General features: G+C 45.4%; 12 protein-coding genes. 11 read left to right on the forward strand and 1 reads right to left on the reverse strand.

Going from position 1 to position 13,326, the window contains the following annotated elements; genetic code table 11:
• Positions 1-23: 23 nt before the first annotated feature.
• From H6G03_RS25960 to H6G03_RS26010, 11 genes are all read left to right on the forward strand, one after another.
• Positions 24-848 (forward strand): PD-(D/E)XK nuclease family protein, encoded by an 825-nt coding sequence (locus H6G03_RS25960; RefSeq protein ID WP_190470760.1) that lies wholly within the window; start codon positions 24-26, stop codon positions 846-848.
• 104 nt (positions 849-952) lie between these two features.
• On the forward strand, positions 953-1,171 hold the full coding sequence (locus tag H6G03_RS39865; RefSeq protein ID WP_190470763.1) for a hypothetical protein: 219 nt from the start codon (positions 953-955) through the stop codon (positions 1,169-1,171).
• A gap of 310 nt (positions 1,172-1,481) precedes the next feature.
• Positions 1,482-1,649 carry a hypothetical protein gene (locus H6G03_RS25970; protein WP_190470766.1) on the forward strand — a complete coding sequence of 56 codons (168 nt, stop codon included), beginning with the start codon at positions 1,482-1,484 and terminating at the stop codon, positions 1,647-1,649.
• Positions 1,650-1,748: 99 nt separating this feature from the next.
• Positions 1,749-2,816, forward strand: coding sequence for a class 1 fructose-bisphosphatase (gene fbp, locus H6G03_RS25975; RefSeq protein WP_190470769.1), 1,068 nt, complete (start codon positions 1,749-1,751; stop codon positions 2,814-2,816).
• Positions 2,817-2,969: 153 nt separating this feature from the next.
• Positions 2,970-4,115 (forward strand): transaldolase, encoded by a 1,146-nt coding sequence (gene tal / locus H6G03_RS25980; RefSeq protein ID WP_190470771.1) that lies wholly within the window; start codon positions 2,970-2,972, stop codon positions 4,113-4,115.
• Between the two features lie 85 nt (positions 4,116-4,200).
• Positions 4,201-5,040, forward strand: coding sequence for a hypothetical protein (locus H6G03_RS25985; RefSeq protein WP_190470774.1), 840 nt, complete (start codon positions 4,201-4,203; stop codon positions 5,038-5,040).
• The gene (zwf, locus tag H6G03_RS25990) at positions 5,041-6,570 is read left to right on the forward strand and encodes a glucose-6-phosphate dehydrogenase (protein ID WP_190470777.1); all 1,530 of its coding nucleotides are present in this window, start codon (positions 5,041-5,043) and stop codon (positions 6,568-6,570) included.
• A gap of 237 nt (positions 6,571-6,807) precedes the next feature.
• The gene (opcA, locus tag H6G03_RS25995; protein WP_190470780.1) at positions 6,808-8,184 is read left to right on the forward strand and encodes a glucose-6-phosphate dehydrogenase assembly protein OpcA; all 1,377 of its coding nucleotides are present in this window, start codon (positions 6,808-6,810) and stop codon (positions 8,182-8,184) included.
• Between the two features lie 103 nt (positions 8,185-8,287).
• On the forward strand, positions 8,288-9,700 hold the full coding sequence (locus H6G03_RS26000) for a cobyrinate a,c-diamide synthase (RefSeq protein ID WP_190470784.1): 1,413 nt from the start codon (positions 8,288-8,290) through the stop codon (positions 9,698-9,700).
• Positions 9,701-10,772: 1,072 nt separating this feature from the next.
• On the forward strand, positions 10,773-11,402 hold the full coding sequence (locus tag H6G03_RS26005) for a LabA-like NYN domain-containing protein (RefSeq protein ID WP_322111976.1): 630 nt from the start codon (positions 10,773-10,775) through the stop codon (positions 11,400-11,402).
• 579 nt (positions 11,403-11,981) lie between these two features.
• Positions 11,982-12,308 carry an STAS domain-containing protein gene (locus tag H6G03_RS26010; protein WP_190470787.1) on the forward strand — a complete coding sequence of 109 codons (327 nt, stop codon included), beginning with the start codon at positions 11,982-11,984 and terminating at the stop codon, positions 12,306-12,308.
• Between the two features lie 267 nt (positions 12,309-12,575).
• On the opposite strand, the gene H6G03_RS26015 is transcribed toward H6G03_RS26010, so the two are convergent.
• Positions 12,576-13,247, reverse strand: coding sequence for a pentapeptide repeat-containing protein (locus tag H6G03_RS26015; RefSeq protein WP_456057584.1), 672 nt, complete (start codon positions 13,245-13,247; stop codon positions 12,576-12,578).
• Positions 13,248-13,326 lie beyond the last annotated feature (79 nt).

Raw genomic sequence — 13,326 nt, forward strand, 5'->3', positions numbered from 1 at the left:
GATCGCGATAAGGGTAAAAGTAAATGGATTACGCATCTTATCTCATCTGGCTGGAGTATGTAGCCCAAGCAGGTAAAGAGGAATATCACTGTCATCTCAAGCAATATTGGAGTCGAATCAAAAAATACGATTCCAGAGTAAAACCTTTATTGCTTGACACGCCTCAGCAATTATTAGGTAAGTTAGCACAAAGAGGAGTTTTTGAATTTCACCAAAATCCAGATTTGCTAAGTTACGACCGGGGAGTAGAACGAGTAACTGCGTTAATAAAACTAAACCAGCAGCCAGCAGAGGTACAAGATAAAGTCAGGCAAATACTGATTAAATACCAAGAAAAACCTGTTTTACTAGGCAAGCACATTTTATTATTAAATCCTGGAAATACCAATGAAGTTCCAGAACCTATAATTGTTACACAGGGAAGTTACCAGTTTAAACTTTATGCTAATTTTGACTGCGTATTGCAAGAAAATGATAATATTATTCACATTGTCGATTTAAAGACAGGTCATCACCTGCAAACTCATACAGGCTTATCTAATTATGACAACCGACAAGCCCATGTTTACTTGTTGGCTGCTAGTTACCTTTACCCCAAGGCTAAGACGATAGCCTCATTCTATAATCTAGAAACTCAACAATGGTCAAGCCCATATCATCAAACGCCATCCCTATTAGCTAGAACAGCGGAAATGTTGGCAATAGTAGCGAAAAGACATCAACAAGATAAACGAAACTTAGTATCTAACCCAGAGAATTTCCATAGAATTTTCCGTCCTCATCCGGGATTAGCTTGTCAGTATTGTCAATTTACTTCTATTTGTAGTTTCGCTGATTTAATTCCTTAACTAATTGTCGCGATCGCACCTGTTTGACTCCACCTCAGCTGCATTGATGCGCTAAAATCCCAGAGGAATCGATCGCTCACACCGACGCCGTAAGGAGACTCGCTATGTTCTTCGACGAACTCACCCCCATTTTCCGAGAACTGACCCAGCACCCAGTCTCCTTTCTGGGTGGATTTTTCTCTGGTATATTTCGACTCAATCTGGCTGACGATCCCATCAAAAGCTGGCTCGACCAACAGGCAGGCGTTACCCCTGACTCTTCCCCTACCACTGAAAACAACAACGGCAAAAGCAATGGCCCGCAGTCGATTTCGATCGATTGACCTAACTGGGGACTGGCGCGTCGCGACAGTAAAACTAGCCCCTCAATCGAAATAACAGTCATCAGGGTCTGCTCGCGATCGCAAGCAGACCCTTTGTTTTAAGTTTGCTAGTTTACCTAAAAACTTTTCAAATCCAAATAAATTCTTTACATTAATCAACAAAACATTCTTGATTAGTTAACATAATCTCAAAACGCATAGCTCTTATTCTGTGAGTACATAAAGTATTTCAGAATACTTTGCTTCCCAGGCAGACAGATGTAATTTTACTAATAGACATCTTCAGAAAATAATCTTAAAGGCAGGCAGGATGCCTACCCCACAAGAATTTTTCCAGATGTCTAATGTAGTTTCGCGATCGGGAGAAACTGAAATTAATATTTGTGCAGCAAAAGAGAGAGTCGCCACCACACGCCCAGAGAATCCGATTTCTTTAGTTCGTCTAAAGTTAGAGGGCTCTACCAAAAAGCCTTCTTAAGATAGAAATGGAGGACTATCGGGCATTGAAACGATCGGGTCAGTGCCTGTTAAGCTGACCTCCCAGACATTCATCGCTATCCCTGAAAGGATAAAAACAATGGCAGACGAGAATCGGCCTTTAGCTCAGGAACGCGCCCTAGACAGGGACTGTACAACCTTATCCCGTCACGTCTTACAGCAACTTCAGAGCTTTTCGGCAGACGCACAAGACCTCAGCTCCCTGATGAATCGCATTGCACTCGCCGGAAAGCTGATTTCTCGGCATCTCAGTAGAGCCGGGTTAATGGCAAACGTGCTGGGATTCACAGGGGAAGTTAACGTGCAGGGAGAGTCCGTCAAAAAGATGGACGTTTACGCCAATGACGTTTTTATCTCCGTCTTCAAACAGAGCGGTCTTGTCTGTCGCCTTGCGTCGGAGGAAATGGAAAAACCCTACTATATTCCAGAAAACTGCCCAATTGGACGCTATACTCTGCTCTACGATCCGATCGACGGCTCATCTAATATAGATAGCAATCTCAACGTAGGCTCGATCTTCTGCATTCGTCAGCAAGAAGGGATAGATGATGATGGTTCCGCTCGCGACTTACTGCAAAGTGGGCGCAAGCAAATCGCCGCCGGCTATATACTCTATGGCCCCAGCACCATGTTGGTTTATTCGATCGGCAAGGGCGTCCACTCCTTCACCCTCGACCCCAGCTTAGGTGAGTTTATCCTCTCTTCCGAAAATATCCAGATTCCCCAACACGGCCCTATTTACAGCGTCAACGAAGGTAACTTTTGGCAGTGGGAAGAATCCATTCGGGATTATATCCGCTACGTTCATCGTCATGAAGGCTACACCGCTCGCTACGGCGGAGCGCTAGTGGGCGATTTCCACCGCATTCTGTTTCAGGGTGGCGTGTTTTTGTACCCAGGAACTCTCAAGCAACCGCAAGGAAAATTACGCCTCCTCTACGAAGCAGCTCCCTTAGCCTTTTTAGTCGAACAAGCCGGCGGTCGTGCCAGTACAGGAACCCAGGATATTTTGGATGCGGTGCCAGACAAACTCCATGCCAGGACACCCCTGATTATCGGCAGTAAAGAAGATGTCGCATTAGTGGAATCTTTCATCAGCGAACGCAAAAAAGAAGCCAACGAGGAAAAAATGATGGCTCGTTCGTAAAGATTGAAAAGTTTAAACGTTGGCAAGCATCAACCTTGCATATAGCTAAATACCAACGTTACAAATGTCCAAACACTGCGTCGGGACAGCGCGGCAATATTTAAAGCTGCGAAGACGGACAAAACAAGTAGTTACGAGTAAAAAAGGAAAACAATGACAACGAATCATATATCGGAGATCCGGCAATACGGTCAAAGTATCTGGATGGATAACTTGACCCGCGATTTGGTCGAGTCGGGCGAACTCAAAAAAATGATCGAGACTCGCGATATCCGTGGCATAACTTCCAATCCAGCCATTTTTGAAAAGGCGATTAATGGAAACAAAATCTACGACGCCGATATCGAAAAGGGGATTCGCGAGCAATTACCGACTTACAAGATTTACGAATCGCTAGTTTTTGACGATATCCGCCATGCTTGCGATATCTTCCGCCCTGTGTACGAGGAATCGAACGGTTTGGACGGTTATATCAGCATTGAAGTACCGCCGACGATCGCTCACGATACCGAAGCTACGATAAATGAAGCCCGTCGCTACTACCAAGAAATCGGTCGGTCAAACGTGATGATCAAGATTCCCGGTACAGAATCTGGGTTACCTGCGGTCGAGCAAGTCATCTCCGAAGGAATCAATGTCAACGTTACCCTGCTTTTTTCGGTGGAAAGCTATGTGAATACGGCATGGGCTTATATCCGAGGATTGGAAAAGCGGGCGGCTGAAGGTAAGGAGATCGGTAACATTGCTTCAGTAGCCAGTTTCTTCCTCAGCCGGATCGACAGTAATATCGATAAGCGGATTGACGACAAGTTAAAGGCAGGCGTTACCTCTGTAGACCAAGAAGCTAAACTGAAAGTGGTGAAAGGCAAAGTAGCGATCGCAAATGCCAAAATCGCCTACCAAAAATACAAGGAGATTATTAAAACAGACCGCTGGCAAGCACTCGCCGCAAAAGGTGCCAAAGTCCAGCGTCTCCTGTGGGCTTCCACCAGCACCAAAGACCCTCACTACAGCGATGTCATGTACGTTGACGAGCTGGTTGGCCCCGATACCGTCAACACCCTGCCACCCAACACAATTGAAGCTTGTGCGGATCACTGCAACGCCGCCAGTCGCATTGACACCAAAGTGGAAGAAGCTTACACACTGATCGAAAGCCTCAAAGACCCAGACATCGACATCGATATCAATAAGGTGATGGATGAACTGCTGCTGGATGGAATTGAGAAATTCGTGCAGCCCTTCCAATCCCTGATGAACTCGCTGGAAAACAAGATCGAACACCTAGCGCCAGTTTAGGGAGAGAAGCGAGAGGGAGAAGGGAAAGAGAATTTCTCTCCTCCCCTATCACTTTTGAGAGCAATTGCGATCGGGGTACACCGCTATGTCAACTGCAAACGATATCTTAGAAAGCGACTATGCCAACGCCCAACTCGATGCTGGTGAAAAAGCGAGGCTGGAAGAACTAGAAGCAGTCATCGAACAAGGACTTCAGACATTTTACGAAGTGGGTAAGGCTCTCGACGAGATTCGAGAGAAGAAACTATATCGCGAAACGCACAAAACCTTTGACGCTTACTGCCGAGACAAGTGGGGCATAGCAAGGCGAACAGCTTATCAATTTATTGACGCGGCCCACGTTATGGAAAATTTGTGCGCAATTGCGCACAAAATTCCTACAAAGGAAAATCAAGTTCGTCCCCTAAAGGGACTTCCCTCAGAACTACAAATCCAAATCTGGCAAGAAGCAGTAGAGTCAGCGCCCAACGGCATTCCCACTGGTGCAGCTGTTCAGCGCTTGGTTGACCGACGAGTGTCTTCGCGAACAACAAGGCGAACTTCTGGGGATGCTTCGGAAGAATTGGGGCAGTTGCGCCTGGAGAATCAGCGGCTTAAGGAGCAACTCAGGCAAAGGGATCTCGACAGGGAACGCCGTGCTGCTGAGGTGGCGGCTGAATTAGAGCGCCTGCGCGAAGAGAACAGGCAACTCAAAGCCGAACTCAGACAGCGAGATATCGATTGGGAACGCCGTCTTGCCTACGAACGAGAAAAAATCCGAGAAGAACTCAGAGCTGAAATTCGAGAAGAGGTGAAAGCTGAATATGAAGGTCAAATTAACACCCTAACCGCCCAAGTCAGCTCCCTCACTCAGCAACTGGCAGAAATGACCGCCAAATATGAAGCTGTATTAGCAAGACTCGAAGCTATAGAAGGAAAAAAATAAATGGTAACACTCCTAGAAAATCCGCTCCGCGTCGGACTGCAACAAGAAAGAACCCCCGAACCGCAAATCATGGTAATCTTCGGGGCATCGGGAGACCTGACCCAACGCAAACTGGTGCCAGCGCTATATCACCTCAAACGCGATCGCAGACTGCCACCAGAACTGACGATCGTCGGTTTTGCCCGTCGAGATTGGAGCCACGATTACTTTCGCGAGCAGATGCGGGAAGGAATAGAGGAATTCTCGGATGGCATCGGTTCTGAAGAACTTTGGCAAGACTTTGCCGCAGGTTTGTTCTACTGTTCCGGCGACATGGACAAACCGGAAAGCTACCAAAAACTAAAACAATTCCTGGGCGAACTGGACGGTCAGCGGGGAACGCGGGGAAATCGGGTTTTCTACCTAGCCGTTTCGCCCAACTTCTTTCCCGAAGCAATTCGCCAGTTAGGGTCAGCCCATATGCTCGACGATCCCATCAAAACCCGACTGGTAATCGAAAAACCCTTTGGGCGCGACTTGAGTTCCGCTCGCAGCCTCAACCGGGTAGTCCGTCAAACCTGCAAAGAAGAACAAGTTTACCGCATCGACCACTATCTGGGTAAAGAAACCGTTCAGAACTTACTCGTGTTTCGCTTCGCCAACGCCATATTTGAACCTTTGTGGAATCGCCAATTTGTCGATCACGTCCAAATTACCGTCGCCGAAACCGTGGGAGTTGAAGAACGAGCAGGTTACTACGAAACCTCCGGGGCGCTGCGGGACATGGTGCAGAACCACTTAATGCAACTATTTTGTCTGACAGCGATGGAGCCCCCCAACTCCCTCGATGCGGACAGCGTTCGCGGCGAAAAGGTAAAAGTAATTCAGGCCACCCACCTGGCAGATGTGCGTAACCTGGAGTTCTCCGCAGTGCGAGCCCAGTATGGTGCCGGCTGGATGAAGGGCGAACCTGTGGCGGGATATCGACAAGAACCAGGGGTGAATCCGAATTCCACCACACCAACTTATGTAGCCCTAAAGCTGATGATCGATAACTGGCGGTGGCAGGGTGTGCCATTCTACCTGAGAACCGGTAAGCGACTGCCGAAAAAAGTAACAGAGATTGCCATTCAGTTTCGCGAAGTGCCGTATTTGTTATTTCAATCAGCAGCTCAACAGGTTAACGCCAACGTGTTGACTATGCGAATTCAGCCAAATGAAGGTATTGCCCTGCGATTTGAGGTGAAGATGCCGGGGATGGAAGTCCGCTCTCGTACTGTAGAGATGGACTTTCGCTATGGTGCTGCTTTCGGACAGGCAAGCAGCGAAGCATACGATCGCCTTCTACTCGACTGTATGTTGGGCGACCAAACTTTGTTTACCCGCGCCGATGAAGTCGAAGAAGCTTGGCGGGTAGTAACCCCAGCCCTGACAGTCTGGGAATCCCCAACCGATCCGGCCAAAATTCCCCAGTACGAAGCGGGAATTTGGGAACCAAAGGAAGCCGAACTTTTGATTAACCGCGACGGTCGTCGCTGGCGCAGACCCTGACAATTTTAGATTTGAGATTTTGGATTTTGGATTGGGGTTAACTCGTGGGAATAGAAAATTTGGCAAGCTTCTGGGAGGTCGATCGACGAGCCAAAATCTCAAATCTAAAATTGTTCTAAATCCAAAATCCAAAATCCGAAATCCTCTCTTGCGAAGGTGGGCATCGTGACGGTCACCGCCAAGACGCCCACTTCGCGCCAAATCCAAAATCCAAAATCCAAAATCCAAAATCAAACTATGGCTACTACATCTGCTCCGATCGTTTCCTTGCAAGCGCCCAAAGATGTCTCGATCGCTGAGATCGAGACAGAACTCAGTCAAATCTGGCAAAGTTACAGTGCTGGCGGAGACGGTGCTTTTCCTGCTGCGACTAGGGCGGCAACATTTAGTTTGGTAGTTTACGAACCGGAGGAATCTCAACAACTGCTAGCTACTTTGGGATTTTACACCGGGCCGGTAGATGGCATTGATGGGCCGCGCACCGTGGCAGCGCTGGAGGCAGCTCAGAAAGCCTTCGGATTGTCGGTGAGTGGCAAGTCCAACCCGGAAACGCTGGCCAAACTGCGGGAAGAAGCTGCCAAAAAACGAGGGCAGACCATAACCGCAGATGGCAATGGCGGTACGCTTCCCCAGTATGCACTGGATGCTTCCGGTGCTGGGGTGGCAGATGCGATCGCCGCTACCAATCCCTGCCGCATCATCGCCCTTTGCCCAACGGCAGGAGAAGATGAAGGCGTCATCGCTCAAGTGTCCGCCTACTGCCCCATCCAAAAACAAACTCGCACCAGTTTGATCTGTTGCGAATACATCACTCTTCGAGGCGCAGAAGTCGCTATTGAACGTGTTGGGGGGATGATTCCCGCACTGCTGATTAGCGAATTGCCTAAATTCCTTTGGTGGAAGGCAACTCCGGATGCGGAAAACAGCCTGTTTAAGCGACTGGCAGAAACTTGCAATTCTGTGATTATCGACTCCAGTCTGTGTCACGACCCAGAAGCAGATTTGCTGAAAGTGCAAAACTTGTTGGAGTCGGGCTTGCCGATCGCTGACCTGAACTGGCGTCGTCTGGCAGCATGGCAAGAGTTGACGGCAGAAGCTTTCGATCCCCCGGAACGCCGCGCCTATGTAAAAGAAGTTGACCGGGTGACGATCGACTACGAAAAAGGCAATACGACTCAGGCGCTAATGTACTTGGGCTGGTTGGCGAGTCGGTTGCAATGGCACCCCGTCTCCTACGAACAGGAAGGTGGTGACTACGATATTAAGCGCATCCGATTTACAGGCCCCGATGACCGAGATGTACAAGTGGAATTGGCAGCTATTCCTACCGCAGATGTGGGTGATATTGTCGGCGATCTGATTGCTTTGCGTTTAACTTCTACGAATATCAACGCTGACTGCTGTACCGTTCTGTGTTCGGAAACTGGTGGTTGTATGCGGATGGAAGCTGGCGGCGGTGCCCAGTCCTGCCGCATTCAACAAGTAACTTCACTTTTTGACCAAAAGGCGGAAAACCTGTTGGGTCAGCAGTTGCAACGCTGGGGTCGCGATCGCCTCTATGAGGAAAGTATGGCGGTGACGGCGGCAATTATCAAATTGGCCAATAGGGAATAGGGAAATTTCAAATTTTAGATTTCAGATTTCAAATTTATTTAAATCTGAAATTTGAAATCTGAAATTTGAAATTTATTTAAATCTCAAGTTTAAAATTCCCCATATGTCTTTAGTTATTGCCGGCGAACGCAGCGGGGTGGGCAAGACAACAGTCACGCTTGCCCTATTGGCTTCTTTGCAGCGTCGAAATCTCAAAGTCCAATCTTTCAAGGTAGGCCCCGATTACATCGACCCGATGTTTCATCAGTATGTAACGGGTTTCCCCTGTCGCAATTTAGACCCGGTTTTGACTTCTGCTTCATACGTGCAACAATGTTTTGCCCGTCATACCCAAGGTGTTGAATACGCCTTGGTGGAAGGAGTCATGGGGCTATTTGATGGTGTGAAGCAAGAAAGCAGAGAAGAAATCGGCCTAGTCTCCCACTCCCCCACTCCCCCACTCCAGGTCTCCCCTTTTGCCAGTACAGCTCACATAGCGCATCTGCTCAACTTGCCTGTGCTGCTGGTCATTGATTGCAGTCGTTTATCCGGTTCCGTAGCGGCGATCGCACATGGCTATCGTTCTTTCGATCCCAAGCTAAAATTAGCTGGGGTGGTGTTAAATCGGGTGGGGAGCGATCGCCATTTGCAACTGCTCAAAGAAGCTCTCGAACCCTTAAACATCGCGATTTTAGGAATATTGCGACGTCAGGACAATATTACTATTCCAGACCGATATCTCGGTTTAGTACCAACAGCAGAACTTCCCCAATTAGATGCTTCGATCGAAAAACTGGCTCATTTGGGACACACCTGTTTTGATTGGGAAAGGCTATTACCTCTGCTAAAGTGCAAACCAGAATTTCCAATTATCAATCTAAAATCCAAAATCCAAAATCCAAAATTTAAAATCGCCATTGCACGCGATCGCGCCTTTAATTTTTATTACCAGGAGAATTTAGACTTACTTGCAGAATTAGGTGCAGAACTTGTGCCTTGGAGTCCGCTTACTGATGTTGGAATACCTGCGGGAGTCCAAGGGCTTTATTTCGGTGGCGGTTTTCCAGAAATATTCGCAGAAGAATTATCGTTGAATTACTCAGCACGCAATGCAGTGAGGACAGCAATTGTATCTGGAATGCCCACTTATGCAGAGTGTGGCGGTTTAATGTATTTGTGCGAGCAAATCGTAGATTTCGATCGCAAATCTTGGCCTATGGTAGAAGTATTGCCAACAATAGCTGTGATGGGTTCTCATCTAACATTAGGTTATCGGCAAGCAACTGCTTTGCAACACACTCCCCTGCTACCCGCTGGTGCAACAGTTTGGGGACATGAATTTCACCGCTCTAGTTTATCTGTAGCACCGACGAATCCTTTGTTTGAGCTACGGGGATATAATTCCCCCAGTTTACCAACATCTGAAGGATGGCTCAAGCACCGCGTTCACGCTTCGTACCTACATCTTCATTTTGGTGCTAGTCCAGAAATTCCAGAGCGGTTTTTGCACCATTGTTCTGACTTTTTCGACTATTAGCCAACAGAGGTAGTCTAGCTAATCAGGTGCTATATGTCGTGCAGCACGCTATGGCCAGCTAAATCCTAAAGTAGGTAAGCCAATCATAACTAAGCGATCGTTCTAAAGCTTTACTTAGGGAGTCCAGCCAAACACAAAGCTATTGTGGTCTTTGCCATTGTAGGCGTAAGCGTCAAATTTAATATCATAATTATGTTCTATTGTCAAGAGTACTAAATAATTTTCAATATCTTTGTCTTGTGTTGATAGTAGCGATCGCCGAAATTATCAATCTCTGCCATTAGGCGCAAACTACTGCTATGCCTAAAGCAAGCGATCGAAAATAACCCTAAGCCTCAACTTCTGAGTAGCGTAGGGCTTGCGAGCGAAAAGACAAAATAAAGATAGCTATCCTTTTGATTTTTCCACGCTCCTATTCAACTTTATTTCTTAGCATAGACCCATTGTGTATTATTATATACAGATTTACTTTACATTAAAACTGTTCTTTTGGTAGAAAACAATCCTGTTCTTGCGGTAGAAATTTAGTAAAACTAAAGCAGTTACCTTGCTTATTAAGGACAACAATTTAAAAACATACCGATAACATGAGCGAAAAGATTAATTATGGCAACCGTTGCCACATAAATCAAGCGAATAAAAATCAGGAACTGTATTTCATAGCTGCTTTTGCGCTGCTCCAAGGTGAGCGAAAAAATTCCACTCGATATCCTAACAATTTTTTTGCGGAAAGGATAGGCTAAATACCGAGTATGCGTACAGCAGGCAGCAGCACAAAGATAATATTGTATGAAGAAGAAATTCAAGGAGAGATAAACAGATGTATATCTTTAAGCAAACCCACCAACCAAAAGTAAAACCGATGAGATCGCGCTTATCCCACCCAGCGCCATCTCCCCTTGCGGAACCTTTGATAAAGCACATAGAGCCAATCGAAACTCAGTCCAAAGAAAAAAACAGGTATAGTAGCGGACTAATCTCAAACAAATCAGGAGTAGAAATGCAGCATACCGATCCTGGGAAAAGCTTTCATCCTGATAATTTAGATTTGTCATTGGCCGAAACTTTAAATATTGCTGCGCCAAATGACGCAGTAAATGCTGGCGAGATTGCCGATTTTAATCGTTCAAATCGCGGTCGAATAGCGGTGTTTATTGATGGTTCTAATCTATTCTATGCAGCTTTAGAAATAGGTGTTGAAATTGACTATCTCAAACTACTTTGCTATTTAACCGATGGTTCTCCCCTGTTGCGCTGTTTCTTTTACACCGGAGTAGATCCCACAAACGAAAAGCAACATGGTTTTTTATATTGGATGCGTCGTCATGGCTATCGCCTGATCACCAAAGATATAATTCAACTCCCAGACGGCTCTAGAAAAGGTAACCTAGATGTAGAAATAGCTGTAGATATGGTTACTTTAGCAGATTATTACGATACTGCTATTTTAGTCAGCGGTGATGGCGATTTAGCCTATGCGGTGAATGCGGTTAGTTACCGGGGAGCAAGAGTGGAAGTGGTAGGGTTGCGCTCTATGACTAGCGAAAGCTTACTCAATGTTGCCGATCGTTACATCGATCTTGATACCATCAAAGAAGATATCCAAAAGTCTTCCGGAGGAGGGTACAACCATCGCTCTTTATCTGGTACTAAACTAACAGAGGCAATCAAAGATGAAACTAAGTCAAATGGTTTTGAGTAGGTTTTGATTTTAATAGCTATTGATGATTTCGCAAAAAATTGTTGAAAAAACATTTGGTGTAAGCTATGGGTAGAGGTTTTCAAGAATAGGAAACCTTTACCTTAACAAGCGCGTCATTCACTTTATTTTAAGCAGAATTGCTCCCTGTATTTACAGCGTAAAAATACAGGTTTTTGAGAAAAAAACGAAAAATTTATTTCGAGCTAAAGAATGACTTTATTTATATCTAAAGTATAAGTGGAAGCCAAAATAAATTTGTTACTTTTAATACAAAAAAAATTCAAGATGGCTTGATAAGCTATCTTATAGCATTAGCTTTGCCAACTAAAATTAGGCTTGTACTACTTTTGTACGCAGAGCCATATCTTCAGATAGAGGAATATGTCGAAACAGAATGATACATTTTAAATCAAATACCACCACAAGTGGTTATTGTTATCTTCAGCCCAGCGTAACGGCAAACATCTGTTTTGACAATGCGATCGGCTATTTACTAAGCGTTAGGTGCTTGGGCAGGCTAACGCCAATTACAAACTAGCGAGATTGCAACAATTTCAACTACTAATCGAGGCTTGGAATATGAATCAAGTTGTCAAGGTTGTCCATTATCCTGATGTTTCCGACAGCAATGTAGCTACTCAGTTTTATCGAGAAATTGAGGATATTGTTAAGGCAGGAGCCAGTATTGTTTTGCTCGATCTGAAGAATCTAACATCTATTACCGGCTCAGGGTTAATGGCTCTAGTCGAGGTTTTCAAATTGATTCGCTCTGCTGGGTGCAAGGTTTTCATTTGCTCTTTAAACGATCAAGTCAGGATTTTATTTGAACTTACTGGTTTGGATCGAGTTCTTGAAACTTTTTCTAGTTTGGATGAATTTTATAGCTCCACGCTGCAAAAAAAATAGTCTGTCGTTAATTTAGGGCCGACCCGCAGACTAATCTACTTTAGCATTGGCTGCCAAATAAACAAATATCAGTTGTCAAGCAGAAAAGTTGCAAAGTTAAGAATAACTAGCCGACTTTCTAACTTGACAACAACTTAAAAAGCATCTATTTACTAAGGAATCGGCACGCTTAATTTCAAATTGTAAATTTAGATTACGAGTGAAAAATTAAACATCTAAAATTTAACGCCTGAAATTACTCTATACCGATCGCAATTAGCAATTAGCTTAAGCCTGAGTGCTTGCAAAAAGCCGCAAATCGCAGACAAAGTTAGTGAGCGGACAGGATACGATCGGTTTCCCGGGCTGCATAGCTGGATCGGGCATAATAGTTTTATCGAGCTTTGCACCTGTGAGATTGGCATTGTCGAGATTTGCGCCGCGCAAGTCTGCCTCTGTTAAATCTGCACCGCTCAAATTTGCCCAACGTAAATCTGCTCCTGTCAAATTAGCTTGAGTTAAATTAGCTTCACCTATGCTCGCTCCCCACAGCTTTGCTTCACTTAAATTGGCTGCAAAAAGATTGGCTCCAATCAGTGATGCCTCTACCAACTTAGCTTTTCTGAGGTCGGCTTCGTTCAAATCTGCATCGCACAGAGAAGCAGCCCAGAGGTTGGCATTACATAACGTAGCTTTCCAGAGGGAAGCTCCACACAAGTTGCTCAGCATTAAGTTAGCTTCATTCAACTTTGCTTTAAATAAATTTGCTTCGCGCAAGTCTGCTTCGCGCAGGTAAGCTTGATACAAATCGGCATAACTTAAGTCCGCGTAATTCAGTAAAGCTTTATAAAGATTGGCTTCAGAGAAATTAACATTAATCAGTGTGGTTCCACTTAAGTTTGCTGCTTGAAAATAGAATCCCGTAAAGTCGCTAAGTAGTCGGACAAAAGTAATCGACACTGTATGAACTTTTGTTAAGGCACTTGCAGGAGTGCGATCGCTACCCACGGATAGTACAAATGTATTGTAAAAATTGACA

Source organism: Aerosakkonema funiforme FACHB-1375, from assembly GCF_014696265.1.
Classification (GTDB): Bacteria; Cyanobacteriota; Cyanobacteriia; order Cyanobacteriales; family Aerosakkonemataceae; genus Aerosakkonema; species Aerosakkonema funiforme_A.

Bases quoted from the DNA above. Each gene is read 5' to 3' on its own strand.
- H6G03_RS25960 (WP_190470760.1), top strand. From the start codon at position 24: ATGGATTACGCATCTTATCTCATCTGGCTGGAGTATGTAGCCCAAGCA.
- H6G03_RS39865 (WP_190470763.1), top strand. From the start codon at position 953: ATGTTCTTCGACGAACTCACCCCCATTTTCCGAGAACTGACCCAGCAC.
- H6G03_RS25970 (WP_190470766.1), top strand. From the start codon at position 1,482: ATGCCTACCCCACAAGAATTTTTCCAGATGTCTAATGTAGTTTCGCGA.
- fbp (WP_190470769.1), top strand. From the start codon at position 1,749: ATGGCAGACGAGAATCGGCCTTTAGCTCAGGAACGCGCCCTAGACAGG.
- tal (WP_190470771.1), top strand. From the start codon at position 2,970: ATGACAACGAATCATATATCGGAGATCCGGCAATACGGTCAAAGTATC.
- H6G03_RS25985 (WP_190470774.1), top strand. From the start codon at position 4,201: ATGTCAACTGCAAACGATATCTTAGAAAGCGACTATGCCAACGCCCAA.
- zwf (WP_190470777.1), top strand. From the start codon at position 5,041: ATGGTAACACTCCTAGAAAATCCGCTCCGCGTCGGACTGCAACAAGAA.
- opcA (WP_190470780.1), top strand. From the start codon at position 6,808: ATGGCTACTACATCTGCTCCGATCGTTTCCTTGCAAGCGCCCAAAGAT.
- H6G03_RS26000 (WP_190470784.1), top strand. From the start codon at position 8,288: ATGTCTTTAGTTATTGCCGGCGAACGCAGCGGGGTGGGCAAGACAACA.
- H6G03_RS26010 (WP_190470787.1), top strand. From the start codon at position 11,982: ATGAATCAAGTTGTCAAGGTTGTCCATTATCCTGATGTTTCCGACAGC.